This window comes from Corallococcus sp. BB11-1 (assembly GCF_026626625.1).
GTDB classification, from domain to species: Bacteria; Myxococcota; Myxococcia; order Myxococcales; family Myxococcaceae; genus Corallococcus; species Corallococcus soli.
In genome coordinates this window covers 387,959-409,554 of record NZ_JAPNJY010000028.1, presented here as the reverse complement: position 1 = coordinate 409,554, position 21,596 = coordinate 387,959, and the positions used below count along the sequence as shown (strand labels likewise).

Here is a 21,596-nt window from a genome sequence, read left to right as displayed (position 1 = left end):
AACATGCCAAACAGGATATTCCCAATGGCAACGAGAAGGCCCCTCGGGGTCGCCTGCTCCCCGGGCGGGTTTGCCCCCGCATTGATGCTGGCGCTGACGCTGCTGGCAGACCGGGGGGTGGCCGCCGAGGAGGCCGGGTATCGGCGGCCTTCCCCGGAGGTTGAAGCGTGGGCGCTGCGGCCAGATGCGCCGTTCGTGGACCTGGAGCCCCGGCAGCGGTGGGTGCTGCTGCGCGAGCCTCCCGGGCCCGGCACCGCGACGTCCCTGCCGAAGGAGATGCTGCGGGTCGCGGGCCTGTACTTCTTCTCCAACCGGGCGCATGCGACGGGCTCACCCTTCACCGCCATGTCGCTGGTGCGGCTGGCGGATGGACACCGGGTGACGGTGACGGGCCTTCCGGCCTCGCCCTGGTTGCAGGACCCGCGCTGGTCCCCGGACGGCAGGACGCTGGCCTTCACGCATGCGACGCCGGAGCGGGTGGAGCCCTGGGTGCTGGACGTGGACACGGGGAAGGCGCGGCGGCTGGCCCCCGTGGCCCTCCACGGCGTGGCCGGTCCTCCGTGTGAGTGGGCCGGTGATTCACGGGAGCTGGTGTGCAGGCTGGCGCCGGAAGGCCCCGTGATGCCGGAGCCTCACGCGGCGGCCCCCTTGGGTCCCTACATCCAGGAGCGCGCGGCGCCCGGGCCCGACCACGGTGAGACGCAGGCCCCGGTAGGACACGTCCTGGAAGCGCGGCTCGCGCGGATCCGTCTGGAGGGCCAGGTGTCCGCCCTGGGCAGGAGTGGCGCCATCGTCCGCGCGGAGCCGTCGCCGGACGGTGCCTGGCTGCTGGTGGAGTCGTTGCAGGCGCCCTTCCCTTCATCGCTGTCCGAGGAGCGGCTCGCGCGGCGCATCGAGGTATGGACCCGGGACGGGCAGCCCGTGCGCACGGTGGCGGACCTGCCCGTGGACACCCGGCCTGTGAGCGCGAGGAAGGCCCCCAGGCCGGGGCCCCGGGAGGTCCGCTGGCTGCCCGGGACGACCGCCACGCTCCTCTGGGTCGAAGCGGCCGGGACGTCCGCGAGCCCGTCGGCCCGCGATGACTTCCTCACCCTCGCCGCGCCCTTCACGGGCACCCCCGCGAAGGAGCCAGGAGGCCCCCAGCGCTTCGTCTCCTGGGTGCGGGATGGCACGGACTGCGGCCCCATCGCGGAGGTGTCACGCGAGGACGGCGGCCACCTCTGGCGAAGCTGGGAGCCCCCGGGAGCGCCAGGGAAGGTCCCCGTCCCGAGGGCGCTGCGCGCGGGTGAAGGAGAGTCGCTGCTGCCTGGCCCCGCCGCGCGCGGGAAGGCCTGCGCGTCGCGGACCTTCTTCGTGGAGGGCACGCTGACGACGCCAGAAGGGCCCCGGGCCTTCGTGGACGCGGTGGACGGCGCTGGCGGCCGGACGCGGCTGTGGCGCGCGAGCGGGCCCGTCCATGAAATCCCCGTCGCGGTCCTGGACGGGCGGCGCCTGCTCTTCCTCCGGGAGTCCCCCACGGCTCCGCCCGACCTGTTCCTCCAGGGCCCGCGCAAGGCAGCGGCCCGCGCGCTGACAAGGACCGCCGCACCCGCGGCCCTCCAGCGGATCCGCTCGGAGGTGCTGCGGTACACGCGCGAGGACGGGCTGGCCCTGAAGGCGCGACTGACCGTGCCCCGGAGCTGGCGGCCCGAACAGGGCGCCCTGCCCACCCTGCTCTGGGCCTACCCCTTCGACCACCCGGACGCGCGCGCGATGCTCCGGGACGCGCAGGGCGACCACCGCTTTCCCGACGACGGGCCCCTGTCCCCCCGCGTCTGGGCCGCGCGCGGCTTCGCGGTGCTGGAGCCGGAGATGCCCGTCGTGGCGACAGCCGGCCAGCTCCCCAACGACACCGCCGTGCCCCAGCTCATCGCGGACGCCCGCGCCGCGGTGGACCTGCTGGTGCGAAGGAAGATCGCGGATCCCGCCCGCATCGCGGTGGGAGGCCACTCCTACGGCGCCGCCATGGCGGTGACGCTGCTGGCGCGCACGGACCTGTTCCGGGCCGGCATCGCGCTGTCGGGCGCCTACAACCGCACCCTCACGCCCTTCGGGTTCCAGGGCGAGCAGCGCACGCTGTGGGAAGCCCCCGGCGTGTACCAGGACGCCTCCGCCTTCCTCGTGGCGGATCGCATCCGCGCGCCGCTGCTGCTCATCCACGGCCAGCGGGACATGAACCCGGCGACGCCCTTCTTCCAGAGCGAGGCGCTCTACCGCGCCCTGGAGCGCCGGCAGGTGCCCGCAAGGCTGGTGGGCCTGCCAGGGGAGAACCACGTCCTCCAGGGCCGCGACGCCATCCTGCACGCGCTGTGGGAGATGGAGGCCTGGCTGGGCCGCCACGTCGCCCCCCAGGCGGCCCGGGACGGCCGCTGAGACGGCCGGGGGAGACCTGCGGGCGGCGCGCCTGCCCGCCAGGACACGCCTTGTCATTGCCAGACATGAAGAAGGGGGCCCGTGGCCGCCGAAGCGCGCCGCGGTCCCCCTCCTGGGACGACAGTCAGGGCCTGCCTACTTCGGCACGCAGCACTTCTGGTTGCAGGTCCACCCCTTCTTGCAGTCCGCCGACGTCGAGCAGTTGCTCGGCACGCAGTACTCCGCCGTCGGCGCCTCCTGGACCTGGGAGTAGTCCGGAGCCGTCTGCTTCGACGCCTCGCGCTGCGCCGAAGCCTTCGCTTCGGGGGCGGTGCCGCGACACGCTGCTGCCTCTTCGGCCAGGGCGGTAGAGCCGAACATCGACATCGCCAGGGCAACCCACAGCATCGACTTCTTCATGTGACAGCCTCCGTGAACATCCCGGTGGGACCTCGACACGACGTGAAGCCTTGCCACGATAAGGTGAGACACATTTCCGTCAAACTGTTTCTATTGGGATAGCCATCAATCCCCGTGGGCCTTGGATGCCTGTCCGGCCAGGGAGCGAGTCCGACGGTGGAGTCCCAAGGAAGGCTTGGGTAGGGTTCGCGTTCCCCATCCCCCCGTCTCCAGGGAGTCCGCCGCTTCATGGCCGAGAACACATCCGCACCGTCCAACCGCTTCCCGCCGCAGATCCCGTACATCATCGGGAACGAGGCCTGCGAGCGCTTCAGCTTCTACGGGATGCGGAACATCCTGACGGTGTTCTTCATCGACTACCTGCTGCGCACGCAGGTGCCGGAGTCGGGGGCTCGCGAGGCGCAGGCGAAGGGCCTGTTCCACCTGTTCATGGCGGGGGTGTATTTCTTCCCGCTCATCGGTGGGTACCTGGCGGATCGCTTCTTCGGGAAGTTCCAGACCATCTTCGCGCTGAGCCTGGTGTACTGCGCGGGGCACGCGTGCCTGGCGATCTTCGAGAACAACGCCACGGGCTTCTACACGGGCCTGACGCTCATCGCGATTGGCAGCGGCGGCATCAAGCCGTGCGTCTCCGCGATGGTGGGTGACCAGTTCACGCAGAGCAACAGCCACCTGGTGAAGAAGGTCTTCGCCATCTTCTACTGGACCATCAACTTCGGTTCGTTCTTCGCATCGCTGTTCGTGCCGCTGCTGATGACGAAGTTCGGGCCGTCGGTGGCGTTCGGCGTGCCGGGCATCCTGATGTTCGTGGCGACGGTCATCTTCTGGGCCGGCCGCAAGCACTACATCCTGGTGCCGCCCACGGGCCCCAACCCGCACTCGTTCCTCAAGGTGGTGTTCAGCGCGTTCAAGAAGGACGCCCCCCGGGGCGGTCACTGGTTGGATCGCGCGAAGGCGGCGCACCCGGCGGAGGCGGTGGAGGGCGTGAAGGCGGTGTTCCGGGTGGCCGGGCTGATGCTGCCCTTCATCCCCTTCTTCTGGATGTTGTTCGACCAGAAGGCGTCCACCTGGGTGGTGCAGGCGCGCGCCATGGACCCGCACGTGGGCGGCATCGTGTTCCAGCCCAGCCAGATGCAGTTCATCAACCCGCTGCTGGTGATGATGCTGATCCCGTTCCTCACGGCCATCGTCTACCCGGCCTTCCAGCGCATGGGGTGGGAGCTGACGCCGCTGCGGCGCATGCCCATGGGGCTGGTGTTCGGCGCGGTGTCGTTCGTCATCGCCGGCTTCTTCCAGGTGGTGATGAATGGCGGGACGACGCTGAACATCGCGTGGCAGTTGCTGCCGTACATCGTGCTGACGGTGGGAGAGATCCTCGTGTCCACCACGGGCCTGGAGTTCGCGTACACGCAGGCGCCCCGGGAGATGAAGGGCACCGTGCAGAGCGTGTGGCTGGTGACGAACACGCTCGCGAACGTGGCGGTGGCCATCGCCGCGGCGCTCAACGTCTTCACGGGCGCGGGGCAGTTCTTCTTCTACGCGGGCATGGCGCTGGTGGCTGCGGTGGGCATGGCGCTGGTGGCGCGCCGCTTCGTCGTGCACGACTACTTCCAGACGGACGCCAAGGCCCCGCTGGATGGCCGCACGCCCGCGGTGGGCGCGAAGCCGGCGTAGCGGCTGGGGCCCCAGCGGCCGGGGCTCTCGGGCTCCAATGAAAAACGCCGGAGCGCGGTGACAGCGCTCCGGCGTCGGTCTTCAAGCACTCCCCCGGGCGCGGGGCCCGGGTCGCATCAGGTGGCCGGGTGCGCCGCGCCGCCCTGCTGGGTGCTGGCAGGCACGGGCGTCACTTCGTCCGTGCCGTGCATCATCCGCTTCAGCGTGGGGGCGAGGAACAGCAGGATGATGCCCGCCAGGCCCGCGCCGACGACGATGGTGAGGAACACGCTGAACTCGCCCATCTTCTCCGAGTAGCCGCCCAGCACGCCGGACAGCTTGTTCGCCGCAGCGTTGGCCAGGAACCACACGCCCATCATCGCGGAGACGACGCGCATGGGCGCCACCTTGCTGACCATGGACAGGCCCACCGGCGACAGGCACAGCTCGCCCATGGTGTGGAAGAGGTACGCCATGATGACCCACCACGCCGCCGCCTTGCCGTCCGCCGCGCTCTCCTTGGAGGCGCCCAGCATGAAGGCGAAGCCCACCGACAGGAAGATGAGGCCCAGGCTCATCTTCACCGGGATGCTCAGGTCCTTGCCGCGCGCCGCCAGGGAGCTCCACAGCATCGCGAACACCGGCGCCAGCGCGACGATGAAGACGGAGTTGAAGTTCTGGAACCACGTCGTGGGCACCACCCAGCCGAACATGGAGCGGTCCACCTTCTGGTCCGTGTAGAGGTTCATCAGGCCGCCGGCCTGCTCGAAGCCCGTCCAGAACGCCACCACGAACAGCGCGATGATGAAGATGACGATGATGCGGTCCCACTCCTCGCGGGTGAAGCCGGACTTCTTCCCATCCGTCGCCGCCGTCACCGACGCTGCCGGACGCGGCGCGGGCGCGAGGCCCACCTGGCCCAGCATCCGGTTCTGGAGGGCCATGAAGATGATGACGCCCAGGGTCATGCCCACGCCCGCGGAGCCGAAGCCCCAGTGCCAGCCCACCCGCTCACCCAGCGTGCCGCAGATGAAGTTGCCCAGCACCGCGCCCAGGTTGATGCCCATGTAGAAGATGGTGAAGGCACCGTCGCGCCGACCGTCGCCCGCCGGGTACAGCCCGCCCACCATGGTGGAGATGTTCGGCTTGAAGAAGCCGTTGCCCACGATGAGGAAGCCCAGGCCCGTGTAGAAGATGCTGGTGCCTGGCAACGCCAGTAACAGGTGCCCGATGATCATCAGCACACCGCCCAGCAACACCGCCTTGCGCTGGCCGATGTAGCGGTCCGCGATGTAGCCACCCACGATGGGCGTCAGGTACACGAGGCCCGTGTACGTGCCGTACAGGCTCAGCGCGTCCGCCGTGGACCAGCCAAAGCCGCCACGCACCTTGTCGGTGAGGAAGAGCACCAACAGGCCGCGCATGCCGTAGTACGACATGCGCTCCCACATCTCGGTGGCGAACAACAGGTAGAGGCCCGGGGGATGCCCCTTGCGGGCCTCGCCCGCGGCGACGGTGCTTTGCATGCCGTGAGTTCCTCGTACTGACTTTGAAGGGGGTGAAATGAAAGACGCGCGACTCTAGCAGAGTCACGGAGGAGTCACGCTTTCAGGGAACAACCCCTTCGGTCAGCCGAGCCGCCGCGTCCACCGCCCCCGACCCGTACCCCCAGTCGGGGTGGCCGTGAGCGGCTCCGACATCAGCGGGCGCATGGGCAGCCGCACCTCCACCCGGGTGCCCTGCCCCACCTGGCTCGTGATGTGGATGCGCCCGCCGTGCTGCAACACGATGCGGCGGCTGAGCGCCAGTCCCAGGCCCGTGCCCTCGCCCGCGGCGCGGGTGGAGAAGAAGGGCTGGAAGAGCCGCTCCAGGTCCTCCGGGCGGATGCCCACGCCGCTGTCGACGATGCTGACCACCGCGTCGTCGTCCTGCTGCGTCGTCTCCACCAGCACGCGGCCGGTGTCGCCCACCGCGCGCAGCGCGTTGTCCAGCAGGTTGAGCCACACCTGGTTGAGCGTGCCGGGGTCGCCCCAGATGGGGTCGGTGCAGTGGTAGGCGCGCTCCACGGCGACGCCCGGGGGGATGCGCCAGCCCAGCACGCTGAGCGTGGAGTCGAGCGCATGGTCCAACCGCACCGCCACGGGCTTGTCCGCCGTGCGCACGAAGGACAGCAGCGACTCCGCCAGGTGGCGGATGCGCTGGCCGCACTCCTCCATCACCTCCAGCATCGCCGGGCCCAGGTTGGGGTCGCCGCCGGTGTCCCGCCCCTGGAGCACGTCCTTGAGCGGCATCAGCGCGTTCATCAGCCCGTTGAGCGGGTTGCGCACCTCGTGCGCGAAGCCGGAGGTGAGCAGGCCGATGGCGGCCAGCCGCTCGTTCTCCGCCGCGCGCACCGCGGCCTCGCGCAGCCGCAGCTGCGTCTCCACGCGCGCCAGCAGCTCGCGCGGGCTGAAGGGCTTGCCCAGGTAGTCGTTGGCGCCCGCGCCCAGGGCCTCCACCTTGGCGGACACCTCCTGGCGCGCGGTGAGCAGGATGACGGGCAGGTCCACCGTCTGCGCATGGGCGCGCAGCTGCACCAGCAGGTTGAGGCCGGACAGCACCGGCATCATCACGTCCGACACCACCAGGTCCGGCCGGTCCTCCATGGCCCGGCGCACGCCCTCCTCGCCGTTGGCCGCCTCCAGCACCCGGTAGCTGGGCGCGAGGATGTCCGCGATGAAGGCGCGGATCTCCGCGTCGTCCTCCACCACCAGGATGCGGGGCGCCTTCGCGTCCGCGCGCGAGTGGTCCTGCGGCTCCGTGGGGCGCTGCGCCCCGGTGACGGTCGCGGCCAGCACCGTGGCGAAGCGGCCGGAGCTGCGCCGCTCGCGCCGGGCCGTCGGGTCGGAGTAGCGGCGCTCGCGCACCTCCTCGCGCACCACCGCGGGCGCCTTGGGCAGGCGCACGCGGAAGCTGGAGCCCTGGCCCGGCGTGCTCGACACCTCAATGCCGCCCGAGTGCAGCTCCAGCGTCTCCTTCACCAGCGCCAGGCCGATGCCGCTGCCCCCGAAGCGCCGCGTGCCGGACGTGTCCGCCTGGGCGAAGCGGTCGAAGATGACGGCCAGGTCCGCGGGCGCCATGCCCAGCCCGGTGTCCACCACCTCCACGTGCACATCGGTGGCGTCCTCGCGCAGGCGCACCGCGATGCTGCCCCCGGCCGGGGTGAACTTGAGCGCGTTGGAGACCAGGTTGTGGAACACGCCCTCGATGCGCTCCAGGTCCACCGACACCGGCGTCAGCGGCCCGCCCTCCAGCGTGAGCGTCAGCCCCTGCTTCTCCGCCACCGTGCGGAAGGGCAGAAGCTGCGACGTGAGGAAGCCGTGCAGCTCCACCGTCTGGCGGCGCAGGCGCACCTTGCCCGCCTCCAGCTGCGCCAGGTTGAGCAGGTTGTCGATGAGCCTCAGCAGCCGCTGCGTGCTCCTATCCAACGTCGTCAGGTGCTGGCGCACCACCGTGGGCAGCGACTCCGGCTCCTTCTGGAGCGCGTCCAGCGACAGCAGGATGAGCGTGAGCGGCGTCCTCAGCTCATGGCTCACGTTGTCGAAGAACTCCGTCTTCAGCCGGTCCTGCTCGCGCTGTTTGATCAGCGCCGCCTCCAGCTTCGTGTTGGCCTCCGACAGCTCGCGCGTGCGCGCCGCGACGCGGTCCTCCAGCGCCACGTTGCTGCCGTAGACCTCGTCGTAGCGCTGCTGCAATTCGCGCAGCGAGCCCAGGTTCGCCTGCGCCTGGGCCGCGAGCAGTTCGTCCTTGCGCTGCAGCTCCCGCCGCCGGTCCAGCCAGCCGCCCAGCGCGAAGCCGCCCACGCCCAGCGCCGTCACGGAGAAGAGCGCGTCCCCCCAGCCCAGGTGCGTGGCCAGCAGGCCGCTCACCATGCCCAGCAGCAGGCCCAGGTAGTGGCCCCACATGGTGGGGGGATCCGTCCACGTCAGGTGGTAGCGGCACGCCTCGCCGCCCAGCACCTGGCACTCCGTCTCCTTCACCTCCGCGGGCGCCAGGCCCCAGATGGTGGGGAAGGACGCGAACTGGCCCATGCGCAGCTCGCAGATGTTGCGGTTCTGCTCCGGGATGCTGCTGCGGTAGGACAGCTTGAGCCGCTTGTGCTCCAGCAGGTCCACCGTGAACGCGCCCACCCGGTTGTAGCTGGGGGAGAAGTCGATGGTCTGCTTGTAGCAGGCGCGCGGCGAACCGAACGCGCGCAGCATGTAGAAGACGAAGCCCAGCGCCTGCGGGGACGCGGTGAACAGACCCGCCTCGCGCATGAACTTCGAATCGCCGGAGGCGTCGCGCAGCGCCACCGCCACGCGCTCCAGGAAGTGCAGCGAGATGTAGTTGGTCGGCGTGCGCATGTAGTCCAGCCCCAGGCTGAACCCCTGCTCGCGCCACAGCTTCGCCAGGCGCTCCGCGCCGTAGCGGTGCTCGAAGTAGAGCAGCAGCGTGGAGGTGGCGCGCACGCTCACCTCCGGGGCGTTGTCCGGCGACGCGTCCAGCACCTTCACCGCCGGCAGGCGACCACTCACGGCTTCGTTCCTTCGGTCACCAGCGTGACCGCGTATTTCAATCCCTCCGGATCCGCCAGCATCGCGAGGAACCCCTCACAGTGCTCCCGGTAGGCCTCCATGCCCCCGAAGGCGGGGGACGCCACCGGGGCCAGGGCCTCGAAGCGCGTCTCCCAGTCCTTCAGGAGCCGGGCCTCCGCGGCGCCCGGGGCCAGGTAGAAGGGCATCAGGTGCACGCGCACGTCCTTCAGGCCCGCGCGGCGGAAGTCGGAGAACAGCTTCCGGCCCACGTACAGGTCGAACCCGCGCGCCTCCAGCGCCTCCAGGATGCGCTGCGTCCCCTGACGCAGGTGCTCCGGAAAGGGCCAGTTCTGGAAGCCCAGCCCGTCGATGTCGGACACCACCACCCGTCCCCCCGGCCGCGTCACGCGGAGCAGCTCCGTGAGCGCCGCCTGTCGGTCCGGAAGGTACTCGAAGACGTACTGGCTCCACACGTAGTCGAAGGCGTCCGCCGGCAGGCCCGTGGCGCGCACGTCCGCCTGGAGGAACGTCAGCTGGGGCCGGTGGCGGTTGCGCTCCTGGGCCTCCGCGACGCGGCCCGCGTGCACGTCCACGCCGGTGACGTGGCCCCCCTCCCCCACCTGCTCCGCCATCAGCTCCGCGATGCCCCCGGGGCCGCAGCCGGCGTCCAGCGCCCGGTCTCCCGCCTTGAGCCCGGTGCGGCGCAGCATGGCGCGCGTGTCCTGGGACTGCTCCTGCTCCAGGAGGCGCCGTGACTCGTCCGCGGACTCCATCAGGTACATCACCGGGCCTCCTGGTCCTGCGGCTGGGGGGCCTTGCGCGCAAGGCCCCCGGCGTCTCGGGCCGCCCGGCGCGCGGGGGCCTGCCGCTCGAAGAGCGACCGCCAGGCCTCGCACCAGCGGCGCACCATGGAGCGGTGGAAGGTCCACTCGGAGAAGCGGCCCTGGTCCACGAAGCCCGCCTCCAGCAGCACCGGCACGTCCGCCGCGTCCACCATCCCCAGCGCCGAGGGCCGGCCGCTCGAGCGTGCGTGCGCGAGGCACCGCGCCGCGAGCGCCGCCACCGCCTGGCGCGCGCCCGGGTGCGCCCGGTCCGGCACCACCACGTTGAAGCTGTTGCAGACCTCGATGAGGCTCAGGCCCGGGGTCGCCTCTTCCTGGAGCGCCATCGCAAGCGGCCCCGCCTCCCCGTCCACCACGAACACCCGCCGCTCCCGGTGCAGCCCCGCCGCCCGGAAGCGCTCGCCCAGGTCACGCTCCGCCTCCAGGTCCGCCAGCAGGTCCTCGCTGAGCAGGCGCACCATGTCGCCCTGGGCCCGCAGGTGCGTCTCCAGCCACTGGCGATCCCTCGCGTCCGCGTCGCGCACGGCGGGCAGCGGGCCTGACGCGGCCGGGGGGATGGCGGTGCTCAGCTCCGCGCGCAGGTAGTGGAACTGGCGCAGGTGGCACAGCCCCTGGCCCTCCAGCACCCGCGCCAGCCACGTCCCCAGCCGGTGCGGCCAGCGGTTGTCGGTGCGCCACATGTAGCGGATGAACTCCACGTCCTCCATCGCCTCGCCGACCTCCACCGCGAGCGACGTCAGTTCGCTGGAGACCTGCTCGCTGCGGCGGAAGCCGGGCAGCACGGCCAGGTGCTGCACGAGCCACGTCCCCGAGTGCATCCGCAGGCCGTTGACGTGCCCCAGCGGACGCAGCCCGTCGGTGTAGACGAGCGAGCGCCCCAGGTCGCGGGCGTGGGCCAGCCGCGCGTGCAGCTCTTCCAGGGCGGGCAGGACGCGGGGCTCCTCGCCGAACGGGTGGTCCGGGTGGAAGGTGTAGCGGGCGTCCTGCATCATCCGCCAGAGGTCGGGGAAGCGGAACTCCGTGCCGTCCTTCACCTGGGGCGAGCGGGCGGACACGAACGCGTCCACCACCGCGTCGCGCACCGCGGCCGGCACGTCCAGGATGCGCACCCCGCAGCGGTAGGGGCGCAGGCGCTGATCATGCCGGGCCTCGAACGGGACGACGTCCACCGAGCGCACCTCCACCCGACACGCCACCTCCGAACCGTCCGGCAGCAGCAGCGCCGTGTCCAGGCGGGAGCCCATGGGCAGCACCTCGCACGACGCGTCGATGGGGAAGGCGAACCCGTGGCCGCCCAGGTCGAGCACCGCGCGGGTGATGCGCTGGCCGCCGAAGGGCGACGTGAAGCGCACGAGGAAGCGGTGGTTCACCGCGGGCCGGAAGCGCTGCTGGCCGCGCCGGTTCTCCACCGACAGCGAGCGGGGCAGGCCCAGCGTCACGCCGTCGTGCGCGACGGCCAGCATGCTGGTGACGCCCGAATAGTGCTGGCCGCCCATCTCGAAGCACAGGTGGACCACCTCGCCCACGCTGGCTGGCAGCCCCGGGGACACGACGCCACGCAGGATGCCGCGCTCGTCCTGGGGATCCACCGTGGCGGACTCCAGCCGGAAGTGCGCCGCCTGGCTGTCCGGTGGGTGCAGCCACACGGGCAGCTCGCGCCGCAGCGCCTTGCGCAGCGCGGCCAGCACCGTCACCGGGTCGCGCAGCGTGCGGGGCGGGGCCGCGCGGGACACCTCGGGGGCGGGCCGCCAGGAGATGCCCACGCGCAGGAACGACCGGCCCTCCTGGTGCACCGGCGTGGCGTGGCGCACGAAGGCGCGGTCCACGTGGAGCACCTGCTGGCCGTCGCGCACCATGGACAGCGCCTCCAGGGCCGTCCCCGGCAGGAAGGCCGCCATCGACGCGTCCATGGAGATGCGCAGCGCGGCGCCGAAGTTGCCCAGGTCCTGGCACTCCGCGACGAAGGGCTGCCCCCCCAGCGCGAAGTCCACCCGCAGGCCCGCGTCCAGCGACACGCGCGTGGAGGCACGCAGTTGGAGGATGTCGCGCAGGCGCAGGCCCAGTTCCCCTTCCGACAGCCCGTCGTCCACGGTGCTGAAGACGTGCCCCTCCGCGGCGGTCTCCACCAGTTCCTCCAGCCCCAGCTGATCCGACCGGGAGCAGATGAACACGCAGACGGCCTCTGGCGCGGCCCGGTCCACGTGGCGCAGGAAGCGCCGCGCGTTGTCCGCTGGCGCGATGATGAGCGTGGGCACCGACGCTTCCATGCGCCGGGCGGCCTCTACCTGGGACCCCACCGCCGCGACCCGGTGCGCCCCCAGGGCCGCCACCAGCGCGCTGCGACGGGCTTCGTTGGGGTGGACAATGAGGACTTCGTGAGTGGGCACGCTCATGGATTTTTCCCGACGCGCAAGGGCCACACCGGCGCCCGCGCAAGGCGCCATTGCTGTCGACGCGGGGCCTGGACCCCGCCCCGTTCCCGCCAGTCGCATGTCTGAATGTCCGAGCCCGGTGGATGTCCGCTGCCAGCAAGCCCGCGCCGCGACGCCTTCCTGGTGAGCCGCCAGCAGACCGCTGCGTACTTTACCTGCTCCTATGGATTAGGTGATGTACGCGGGGGTGAGAGACTTTTCGGAATAGGTTAAAAGCGCGCGGTCATCGTAGACCCCCTGGCGGGTAGGAAGCGCGGACGGAGTGCCTGGCAGGGCGCTGGCCGCGGAGGGCGGGGGCGGTTACAGAATGCCCGGCGAGGAGAACCACGATGGGCGTGACGGTGGACTACGAGGCCGAGATCCGGGCGCTGAAGCGCTCCATGAACGCGGTCATCCTGGCGCACTACTACCAGGAGAGCGAGGTGCAGGACGTGGCCGACTTCGTCGGCGACAGCCTGGCGCTCGCCCAGGCGGCGGAGAAGACGGACGCCGACGTCATCGTCTTCTGCGGCGTGCACTTCATGGCGGAGACCGCCAAGATCCTGAACCCGACCCGACAGGTGCTCCTGCCGGACCTGAAGGCCGGCTGCTCGCTGTCGGACCGGTGTCCGCCCGCGGCCTTCAAGGCCTTCAAGGAGAAGCACCCCGGCGCGTTCGTCGTGTCGTACGTGAACAGCTCCGCCGCGGTGAAGGCGATGAGCGACGTCATCTGCACGTCGTCCAACGCGGTGAAGATCGTCAACCAGATCCCCAGGGACCGCCCCATCCTCTTCGCGCCGGATCAGCACCTGGGCCGCCACGTGATGAAGGAGACGGGGCGCGACATGGTGCTGTGGCCGGGCAGCTGCATCGTCCATGAGATCTTCAGCGAGAAGAAGCTCGTGGGGCTGAAGGTGGAGCACCCGGACGCGGAGGTGGTGGCCCATCCGGAGTGCGAGCAGCAGGTGCTGCGGCACGCGGACTTCATCGGCTCCACCAAGGCCATCCTGGACCACGTGGTGAAGAGCCCGAAGACGAAGTTCATCGTGGTGACGGAGGCCGGCATCCTCCACCAGATGAAGAAGGGCGCGCCGCACAAGACGTACATCCCGGCGCCGCCGGACAACGGGTGCGCGTGCAACGAGTGCCCGTACATGCGCCTCAACACCCTGGAGAAGCTCTACCGGTGCATGAAGGACCGGACCCCGGAGCTGGTGCTGCCGGCGGACCTCCAGGGGGCGGCGCTGGCGCCCCTGAAGCGGATGCTGGAGTGGTCGGCCTGAAGTCTTGCATGGGGACTGTCGTCCGCGTCCCAGGTTTGGAAACTCGCGCCTTGCGGACAGCGGGCCCAAGTGCCATGGAAGAGCCGTGGCCTTCCGATTTCTCGCAATCCCCGCCCACCGGCTGGTGGACTTCCCCAAGACCCTGCCGGACGACGAGCGCCTGGAGCCGGAGCTGCCCCCGGTCCACGAGGCCGTGGAGCGCGCCCTCGCCGGCGCCGAGTTCCGCGACCTGCGCGCCCGCGACCGCATGCGCGCCCTGCTCCAGGGAGACCGGCCTCCGGCCCTGGGTTCGCCGGGCAAGGGCTTCGGGCCCAGCGCCGTCTTCGCCCAGCCGCCCCAGGACCTGCCGGCGCTGCTGCGCCTGGCGGACGAGCTGGAGCAGCTGGCCCGGCGGGAAGCGGGCGAGCGCGCCCTGGTGTGGAAGTGCGGCCAGTGCAATGCCCGCTACGCGGTGCCCGTGGCGCTGGTGCGCCAGGTGTCCATCCGCTGCGAGCGCTGCGGCCACCCGGTGGAGCTGTCCTCGCAGCAGAGCCTGGGCGAAGAGGCCCTCATCGACCCGTTCCAGGGCGCGGTGAACACCAGCCGGCACGAGCTGGCGACGTTCTTCCGCGAGGCCATGGCGCGCGGCTGGCCGGTGCTGGTGTCCGAGGGCGGGGCTCCCACGCCCCGCCAGCGCGCGTCCACCCCGGCGGCCTGACGGACAGGGCGGCACGTGCCGCCCGGCCCTCCAGGCTTCCCTTCAGATGAAGACGCCGGCGGAGGCGTCGTAGCGCGCCTCCTGGAGCTCCTGCGTCGCGGGACGGCCGCGCAGCGCGTCCATCACCTGCCCGGGGGCGTGACGGCCCGAACACTTGGAGCACTCGCACTTGCCGCGCTTGCAGGTGCAGTCCGCCTTGCTGCCGCAGGAGCACTTCGCGGTCAGCATCCGGTCCAGCTCCTCCAGGGGGCGCGGGGCGTCATCCGGCTTCGCCTCGGCGGCCTGGGGGGGCGCGGGCGTCCTGGACGCCTCCGGGGCCGCCTTCGCCTTCGCGTGGGCCGCGCAGGCGTGGGCAGGCGCGGGCACCAGCCACAGGCCGCCCATCAGCAATCCGGCGGTCATCCACGTCGCGCTGCGGGCCATGTCGCTCTCCTCGGGCGGGGCACGACGGGCCCCTGGAGCCCGGCCTATACCGCAGGGCCCTCCCCCTGCCAAGACATGCGCACGTACCTTTGCCTACCCGCCGACAGAGCCCACGGTGCGCTCGCCGGGTGTGGGGGCGCGCGCGTACAGTCCGCGCCCTCCTGCCCGTGACGAACCGAACCGCCCGCATCGCCTTCGCCGCCGCGCTCGTGCTGGGCGCGCTGCCCCTCTGGGTGTCGCGCGTCCTGCCGATGGTGGACCTGCCGCAGCACCTGTATCTCATCTCCGTGCTGCACCGGCTGGAGGACCCGACGACGCTGTACCCGGAGCTGTTCGCCGCGCGGCACGCGCTGACGCCCTACCTGGGCTACTACTACCTGGTCAGCGCGCTCAACTGGCTGCTGCCGCTGGAGGTCGCCAACCGCGTCTTCCTCACCGCGTACGTGGTGGGGCTGCCGCTGGGGATGGCCTTCCTGCTGCGCAGCCTGGGCCGGCCCTCCTGGCCCGCGCTGCTCACGCTGCCCCTGGCGTACGGGGACAGCTTCGGCTGGGGCTTCATCAACTACCTGGCGGCGCTGCCGCTGACGCTCCTGTGCTGCGGCCTGTTCGTGCGGACGCTGACGGACGTGCCCCGGCGCGCGCGGTGGGCGGTGGGGCTTGCGGCGTGCCTGGTGGCGGTGCTGCTGTTCCACGTCCAGGCGTTCGGGTTCCTGGCCTTCGGGCTGCCGTGGCTGCTGCTCACCACGCCGGTGCCGGAGGACGCGGCCGCGCGCGGCTTCGCGGCCCGGCTGCGGCCGCGCGTGGCGGCGCTGGCGGGCGTGGTGCCCGGCGTGACGCTGTTCCTGGCGTGGGTGGTGCTGCGCTTCGGCGACCCGCCGGACATCCAGCCCGGAGCGCCGTGGAAGGCGTGGGGGCCCACGTTCTCGCCGCAGAACCTGGCGTGGAAGGGCTTCGAACAGAACCGCTCGGAGTTCCTCCAGGTGCTCGCCAACACGTTCCACGACGGCTCGGACCGCTGGCCGCTGTACGCCGTGGGCCTCGTCGCCGTGGTGGGCTGGGCGCTGGGGCTCTGGCGGCCGGGGACGCGCCGCGAGGGGCCGGTGGCGCGCTGGCGGCTGTTGGGGCTGGGGGTGCTGGCGCTGGCGCTGTTCTTCCTGCTGCCCTTCGACATCCGGGGGTACGTCTACTACCTCAACACGCGCTACGCGCACCTGGCGGCCGCGCTGCTGGTGGCGAGCATCCCGGCCACGCGCCTGGAGTGGCGGCGCCCCCTGTGCGTCGCGGCGGCGGCGAGCGCGCTGCTCGTGGCGTTCGTGATGGGGCGCGGCTTCCGGGACTTCGCCGAGGAGGCGCGCGAGTGGGACGCGCTCGTGGACGTCACCGCCAGCCGGCCCCGGGTGATGGGGCTGGTGTTCGACGCGGGCTCGCGCGTGGTGCGCTTCCCCGTCTTCCTGCATGGCGCGGCGGTGCTGGCGCGCGAGCGCGGGGGGGTGCCCAACTTCACCTTCGCCACCACGCCCCATTCACCGCTGCGCTACCGGGACGCGGTGCCGCCCACCTTCCCCTCCGAGTGGCGGCCGCAGCAGATGGACTACGCGACGCAGGGCCGCTGGTACGACCACTACCTCGTGCGCGGGGAGCACCCGTCGCGCGTCTTCGGCGGGCGGCTCCAGTCCGAACTGGTCATCGTGGGACAACAGGGACGGAGCTGGCTGGTGCGGCGGCGGCAGGGCGTGCAGTAGAACGCCCCCATGAGCCCTGCCTCCACCGAGCCCCGCCCCCTGCTGGACGCGCTGCGCGCCGGCACCGTCCTGCCCGCCTTCCCCGACGCGGCCGTCGAGCAGGCCCGGCGTCTGGCGGGCGACGTGGCCGCCGCCTCCGCCCCCTCCGTGGAGGCCCTGCCGGAGCCCCTGGCGGGCGCGGTGCTGGAGGCCGCCGTGCTGGCCGGCCACGTGGCGCTGCCAGAGGCCCTGTCCGCGTCCACCGTGAAGCCCCTGGCCAAGGCCGCGAAGAAGGCGCTCTACCGGCTGCGCTCGCGCGGCGTCACCCCGCCCGAGCCGCCCCGCGAGCCTGCCCCGTCCCCCGCCCAGGAAGCGCTGCCGACGCTCATGACGCTGGTCTCCTCCACCGGGCAGTCCGGGCTGCTGCTCACGCGCGCGGTGCGGGGCGGCGTGGAGCTGCTCCAGGTCATCGTGTCGGATGAGCAGGGGGTGCTGGAGCTGACCCGCTCCGAGGTGAGCCGGGGGGAGCTGCGCCGCATCCTCAAGCACGCCCAGGACAACCGCTTCGGCGTGCAGGTCTCCCGCGAGGAGGGCGCCGCGCTGCTCGCGGAGGCCGCGGCCCTCAACCTGCGCACCCGCACGCCCTTCCCGCCGGACCTGGAGGCGGCGCTGCGCCACCACGGGGTGCAGCCGATCCACGCCCCCGCGCCGCTGCCCGCCCCGGAGCCCGAGGACGCGCGGCGGGTGCTGGAAGGCGACCAGCTCCATGCGACGCCGGAGATCGCCGAGTGGATGCCCCCCGACGCGGAGGTGCGGCGGCTGATGGAGCAGGTGCAGGCGCTGGCCTCCAGCCCCCTGGCGCTGAGCGCGACGCAGCGCCAGGAACAGGCCCGGCAGAAGGTCCTGGACGCGGCGCGGGCGTACTTCACCCCGGAGGTGCGCCAGCGCTACGCGCGCCGGCTGTGGCGGATGGCGCCCTTCTTCGAGGACACCGGCCGGGCCCTCCAGGCGGACATGGCCCGGGGCGAGGCGCGGCGGCTCTTCCACGGGCTCGAGGAGCCCTTCTCCCGGTTCGCGGAGACGCTCTTCGCCAAGGTCGTCGTCCTGGCCGCCGCGGGCGCACAGGCCCAGGCAGCGGCGGCGACGGGGGCTCCGGCAGCGGGCGCCCCGCCTGACGCGGCCACGTCCGAGCGGCGCGGCCCGGGGGGCCTCATCCTGCCCTGACGCGCCCGGGCGGGTGCGACGCGCCCCTCTCCAGGGCCAGCACGGCGCCCGGAGAGGGACAGGACGTCAGGCCTGCTCCGTGCGGGCGCACAGCAGCAGGTCCAGGTTCTCCCGCTCCCAGGCCAGCGCCCGCTGGTAGTCGTGGAAGCGCTTCTCGTGCTCCATCAGCTCCGGCGGGTGGATGCAGCGCCGGCCGTTCTCGCCCCTGCGGGCGCGGTAGACGTGGTGCAGCATCTCGTGGAAGACGATCCACTCCACGAAGTAGCGGGGCACCAGCGGCTGGTCCAACGCCGGGTGGATGCGGATGACCTTCGAGTCCGCCGAGTACGAGCCCATCTTGATGCTCTTGCGCGGGCCCTTCACCCGGGGCGCCGGCCCGTAGGTGATGGCCGCGTCGATGCGGCTCTGGAAGTAGCGCTCGTTGAGCCGCTCGTAGATGCGCGCCAGGTCGTGGTAGCGCCCCACCGGCGACAGCCGCAGCCGCTTGCGCATCTGCGCCGGGGACAGCCGGCGGATGAAGATGCGGTTGCGCTCGATGTACTTGTCCAGGAGCGCGCTCGCCTCCGCATCCCCCGTGCGCACGAAGCCGGCGAGCGCCTGCAGCACCTCGTCCGGCGCGGCCAGGAACATGTGGTGCAGCCGCAGCCGCCACAGCGCGCGCTGGCGCTGGAACGTCAGCATCGTGTGCGTGTTGTCGTGGATCTCCACCGCCACCTTCCCCCGCAGCCGCGTGCGCAGCCTTCGCTCCAGCACGCGCCGCCACACCTTCACCAGGCGGTTGGGCTCAGGGGCGACCGGGAGCTGCCGGGCCACCCTCCCCGCGGGGTAGGTCCTCTGTCGGATGATGTTCTTCTGCTTCTTCGCGCGAGCCATAGAGGGGGCGGAGTCTACGGACCCCTCTGACATGTGTAAACGCGCCCGCCTGGTGGAAAGCCAAGGAATTCCAACGACTTAAGGGCACTCAAGCTTACCCGGTCCTACGTGTCCGCCGCAGGGTGCGCATGCCGCATACGGGCAAGTGGCCGTCCCGATTAGCGCCGCCTCCGGCATGGGACCCGGAGCGTCTGGAGTTCCACGGTTCCAGGTCGGACGTTGTAGGTCTCGATGCGCGGAAGTATCCGCTTTCCGGGGCACGTGTACTGAACACGCAGCGGGCCGGGCGCCACGGCGAGGACCTGGTTGACGGGCAGCTTTTCGCCCCCCGGCCGGCCAAGCACCGTGCGAGCCGGCGCATCGAACCGGACCTGCACCGTGGCGAGGGCCGGCGGCGACCTGCTGGGAGCCGGGGATTCCGGCGCCGGAGCGGCGACCGCCACGAGCACGGGGGCGTCGCCCGCGGGCCCCTCCTCCCCCATCGCGGAGGCGGCCGCGAGGGCCGGTTCGGTGGAGGGCTTTGGCACCGGGGCGTCCGCGGGAACCTCCGCTGGCGGCGTCACGGGAGCCGCGCCGGTGGGTCCGGGACGGGGCGGCGCCCCCGGGGCCGGTGCCTTCACCGGCGTGGGGCGCGGCGGCGCGTCCGGATTGAAGGCGCCCATCATCCAGGCCATCACCAGGATGCCCAGGACGAGCACCGCGCCCACCACCAGCGCCACGACGGCGCGAGAGCGCCGGGGGGAGGCGGACGCATCGAAGGTGTCCGGCCCGTCCTCGTCGAACGCCTCCTCCTCGCCGTCCGCGGCTTCGGCGGCGGACGCGCGGACGGGCTTCCGGGACGGCCGGCGCGGCGCCTGGAACCCGATGGTGGATTCGTCGTCGTCCGGATCCGGCGCCCGGGTGGGCGTGGGATCCGTGAGGCTCATCCCGGACATGCCCGGGTCGGTGCTGAAGCGCTCGTCGTCCTCGGGGGACGGACGCGGCGGAGCGCGGACGCTCCGCGCGCCCGGGCTCGAGGAGGGGGCGAAGCGGTTCGCGTCGCTGGACGGAGGCCCCGGACGGCGGGGCCCCGGCCCCCTGCCCTCGTCGGACGCAGCGCCTGACGAACGTCGGGAGGAATCCGAGCGACCGTCGTCCCCCGGAGGCACGTTCATGCGCCGGGGACCGGAGGCCAGCGGCTCCGAACGACCGTCATCCCCCGGAGGCACGTTCATGCGCCGGGGACCGGAGGCCAGCGGCTCCGAACGACCGTCGTCCCCCGGGCCACTGCCCGGCCGGCGCGAGCCCGGAGGCGGCGGCGCACGGTCCTCCGACGCATGAGGCGGCGTCCGGCGCGGGGAGGGAGAGAACGGATCCCCGTCCACCGGACCGCGCGGCATGGCGACGCCCGGCGACGACATCCGACGGGCGCGCTCGGCCTCTCCGCGCTCCCCTGGCGACGACGCGCGCGGGGTGGGCTCCGCGGCCCCTCCCCGCCGTATCGGCGCGGGCACGACGCCCCGGGGCCGACGCGCGCGCAGCGGCACGGTGGAGTCCCCGTCCTCCTCCTCGTCCTCCAGCGCCTCCTGCTCCAGCACGGGCTCCAGGTGCCTGCGCGGCGCGGGGGCCCCCGGCATCGTCCCGACGGCGGTGGCCTCGTCGAAGTCCTCGTCCTCCTCGTCGTAGGCGCGCGTGGGCAGCTCGCGAGGCCGCGCCATCTGCGTCTCGGGCTCGCCCTCCGTCGCGTCGAAGGCGCGCAGCGCCGCGGCCTCGCGGGTGGGCCGGCGCGCGGGCGGACGCGCCACGAGGCCCGCGGGCGTCACCGCGCCAGGACCCGTCCGGGGCAGCCCCCGACCCAGCCCGGACGCCGAGCCCCCCAGGGGCAGCGTGCGCGCGGCGGTGTCCTCCACGTCGTCCGTCAGCGGCAGCGTGCGCGCGGCGGTGTCCTCCACGTCATCCGTCAGCGGCAGCGTGCGCGCGGCGGTGTCCTCCACGTCGTCCGTCAGCGGCAGCGTGCGCGCGGCGGTGTCCTCCGGGAGGTCCGGCACCGGCGGGGGCGGAGGCCTCGGGGGAGGCGGCGGCAGCGGGACGGTGGCCTCGTGCCGGCCCGCGCGCTTCGCCGGCGGGATGTGCAGCACCGTGCGCTCGTCGGCCTCTCCCAGCAGGCGCGCGATGTAGTGCGGGATGTCCAGGCTCTGCTTGAGCACGCCGGAGGCGAGGAACGCGTCCAGGTCCGCCCGCACGTCGGCGGCCCGCTGGTAGCGCTGGGTGCGGTCCTTCACCAGGCACCGCATCACGATGCGCGACAGCTCCTCCGGATAGTCGGGGCGCACCAGGTGCGGCGGCGTCGCCTCCTCGTAGCGGATGGCGTAGAGGATGCCCTCCGTCGTCTGGCGGGAGAAGGGCTGCTTGCCGGTGGTGATCTCATACAGCATCACCCCGAGCGCGTAGATGTCCGCCCGGTGGTCCAGCCGCTCCTGCATGATCTGCTCGGGCGACAGGTAGAGGAACTTCCCCTTGATGACGCCCGGCTTGCTGCGCTCCATGAACGCGCCGGCCTTGGCGATGCCGAAGTCGACGAGCTTCACGCGCCCGTCGTAGGAGATCATCACGTTCTGGGGACTGACGTCCCGGTGGATCAGCTCCAGCGGCCGGCCGTCCACGCCCCGGCTGAAGTGCGCATGATCCAACCCGGCGGCGATGTACGCGCAGATCCTCGCCGCGACCCCGTACGGCATGGAGCCACCGAACTTGGCCTCCTCCACGAGCACGCGGCGCAGGTCGACGCCCTCCACGTACTCCATGCAGATGAAGATGTTGTCGCCCTCCTTCCCCAGCTCGTGCACCTGCACCACGTTGGGGTGGTGCAGCTGGGCGGCGATGCGCGCCTCGTCCAGGAACATCTGGACGAACTCCGGCTCCTCGGACAGGTACGGGAGGATGCGCTTGATGACCACCAGCGCCTGCGAAGGCGGCTTGTGCGCCAGGAACAGCTCCGCCATCCCCCCCAGCGCGAGGCGCTTGATGAGCAGGTACTTTCCGAACGGGGTGGCCGTCTGGGGCGAGCTCAAGGACGTGGCGGGTGTGCCTGCGGGTGGGACAAGGGACTGCTTCCGGAGCCTA

14 protein-coding genes are annotated in these 21,596 nt (G+C 72.1%); 6 read left to right on the top strand and 8 right to left on the bottom strand.

What is annotated here, in order from left to right:
* The first annotated feature begins 84 nt into the window (after positions 1 to 84).
* Entirely contained in the window at positions 85 to 2,412 is a 2,328-nt protein-coding gene (locus tag OV207_RS23065; RefSeq protein WP_267557260.1) for a prolyl oligopeptidase family serine peptidase, read from the top strand.
* Positions 2,413 to 2,547: 135 nt separating this feature from the next.
* On the opposite strand, the gene OV207_RS23060 is transcribed toward OV207_RS23065, so the two are convergent.
* A complete protein-coding gene (locus OV207_RS23060) occupies positions 2,548 to 2,811 on the bottom strand; it encodes a hypothetical protein (RefSeq protein WP_267557258.1) in 264 nt (87 codons plus the stop codon).
* Positions 2,812 to 3,039: 228 nt separating this feature from the next.
* Between OV207_RS23060 and OV207_RS23055 the strand changes: the two genes are divergently transcribed.
* Positions 3,040 to 4,485, top strand: a complete 1,446-nt coding sequence (locus tag OV207_RS23055) for a POT family MFS transporter (protein WP_267557255.1) — start codon at positions 3,040 to 3,042, stop codon at positions 4,483 to 4,485.
* A gap of 116 nt (positions 4,486 to 4,601) precedes the next feature.
* Here OV207_RS23055 and OV207_RS23050 read toward each other — a convergent pair whose 3' ends face one another.
* From OV207_RS23050 to OV207_RS23035, 4 genes are all read right to left on the bottom strand, one after another.
* A complete protein-coding gene (locus OV207_RS23050; RefSeq protein ID WP_267557253.1) occupies positions 4,602 to 5,990 on the bottom strand; it encodes a peptide MFS transporter in 1,389 nt (462 codons plus the stop codon).
* A 102-nt stretch (positions 5,991 to 6,092) separates the two neighbouring features.
* A complete protein-coding gene (locus OV207_RS23045) occupies positions 6,093 to 9,020 on the bottom strand; it encodes an ATP-binding protein (RefSeq protein WP_267557251.1) in 2,928 nt (975 codons plus the stop codon).
* Complete coding sequence (locus OV207_RS23040) at positions 9,017 to 9,802, bottom strand: methyltransferase domain-containing protein (RefSeq protein ID WP_267557249.1); 786 nt, start codon at positions 9,800 to 9,802, stop codon at positions 9,017 to 9,019. The genes OV207_RS23045 and OV207_RS23040 overlap by 4 nt, the downstream gene beginning before the upstream one ends.
* Positions 9,802 to 12,255, bottom strand: coding sequence for a PilZ domain-containing protein (locus tag OV207_RS23035; RefSeq protein ID WP_267557247.1), 2,454 nt, complete (start codon positions 12,253 to 12,255; stop codon positions 9,802 to 9,804). The genes OV207_RS23040 and OV207_RS23035 overlap by 1 nt, the downstream gene beginning before the upstream one ends.
* Before the next feature lie 368 nt (positions 12,256 to 12,623).
* On the opposite strand from OV207_RS23035, the gene nadA reads away from it, so the two are divergent.
* Together nadA and OV207_RS23025 are read left to right on the top strand one after the other, a co-directional pair.
* A complete protein-coding gene (nadA, locus tag OV207_RS23030; RefSeq protein ID WP_193429727.1) occupies positions 12,624 to 13,556 on the top strand; it encodes a quinolinate synthase NadA in 933 nt (310 codons plus the stop codon).
* Between the two features lie 85 nt (positions 13,557 to 13,641).
* Positions 13,642 to 14,253 (top strand): hypothetical protein, encoded by a 612-nt coding sequence (locus OV207_RS23025; protein ID WP_193429726.1) that lies wholly within the window; start codon positions 13,642 to 13,644, stop codon positions 14,251 to 14,253.
* Between the two features lie 42 nt (positions 14,254 to 14,295).
* Here the strand turns inward: OV207_RS23025 and OV207_RS23020 are convergent, their stop codons facing one another.
* Positions 14,296 to 14,676: a metallothionein gene (locus tag OV207_RS23020; RefSeq protein ID WP_193429725.1), complete on the bottom strand. Its 381-nt coding sequence runs from the start codon at positions 14,674 to 14,676 to the stop codon at positions 14,296 to 14,298.
* A gap of 167 nt (positions 14,677 to 14,843) precedes the next feature.
* Between OV207_RS23020 and OV207_RS23015 the strand changes: the two genes are divergently transcribed.
* Both OV207_RS23015 and OV207_RS23010 read left to right on the top strand, forming a co-directional pair.
* Positions 14,844 to 16,418, top strand: a complete 1,575-nt coding sequence (locus tag OV207_RS23015) for a hypothetical protein (protein ID WP_267557245.1) — start codon at positions 14,844 to 14,846, stop codon at positions 16,416 to 16,418.
* A gap of 9 nt (positions 16,419 to 16,427) precedes the next feature.
* Positions 16,428 to 17,621 carry a hypothetical protein gene (locus OV207_RS23010; protein ID WP_267557244.1) on the top strand — a complete coding sequence of 398 codons (1,194 nt, stop codon included), beginning with the start codon at positions 16,428 to 16,430 and terminating at the stop codon, positions 17,619 to 17,621.
* A gap of 66 nt (positions 17,622 to 17,687) precedes the next feature.
* On the opposite strand, the gene OV207_RS23005 is transcribed toward OV207_RS23010, so the two are convergent.
* Complete coding sequence (locus OV207_RS23005; protein ID WP_227027938.1) at positions 17,688 to 18,494, bottom strand: hypothetical protein; 807 nt, start codon at positions 18,492 to 18,494, stop codon at positions 17,688 to 17,690.
* Between the two features lie 158 nt (positions 18,495 to 18,652).
* Positions 18,653 to 21,544, bottom strand: coding sequence for a serine/threonine-protein kinase (locus tag OV207_RS23000; RefSeq protein ID WP_267557241.1), 2,892 nt, complete (start codon positions 21,542 to 21,544; stop codon positions 18,653 to 18,655).
* Positions 21,545 to 21,596: the final 52 nt, after the last annotated feature.

Coding starts and splice junctions, on each gene's coding strand:
- OV207_RS23065 (WP_267557260.1), top strand. CDS start 85: ATGCTGGCGCTGACGCTGCTGGCAGACCGGGGGGTGGCCGCCGAGGAG.
- OV207_RS23060 (WP_267557258.1), bottom strand. CDS start 2,811: ATGAAGAAGTCGATGCTGTGGGTTGCCCTGGCGATGTCGATGTTCGGC.
- OV207_RS23055 (WP_267557255.1), top strand. CDS start 3,040: ATGGCCGAGAACACATCCGCACCGTCCAACCGCTTCCCGCCGCAGATC.
- OV207_RS23050 (WP_267557253.1), bottom strand. CDS start 5,990: ATGCAAAGCACCGTCGCCGCGGGCGAGGCCCGCAAGGGGCATCCCCCG.
- OV207_RS23040 (WP_267557249.1), bottom strand. CDS start 9,802: ATGTACCTGATGGAGTCCGCGGACGAGTCACGGCGCCTCCTGGAGCAG.
- OV207_RS23035 (WP_267557247.1), bottom strand. CDS start 12,255: ATGAGCGTGCCCACTCACGAAGTCCTCATTGTCCACCCCAACGAAGCC.
- nadA (WP_193429727.1), top strand. CDS start 12,624: ATGGGCGTGACGGTGGACTACGAGGCCGAGATCCGGGCGCTGAAGCGC.
- OV207_RS23020 (WP_193429725.1), bottom strand. CDS start 14,676: ATGGCCCGCAGCGCGACGTGGATGACCGCCGGATTGCTGATGGGCGGC.
- OV207_RS23010 (WP_267557244.1), top strand. CDS start 16,428: ATGAGCCCTGCCTCCACCGAGCCCCGCCCCCTGCTGGACGCGCTGCGC.
- OV207_RS23005 (WP_227027938.1), bottom strand. CDS start 18,494: ATGGCTCGCGCGAAGAAGCAGAAGAACATCATCCGACAGAGGACCTAC.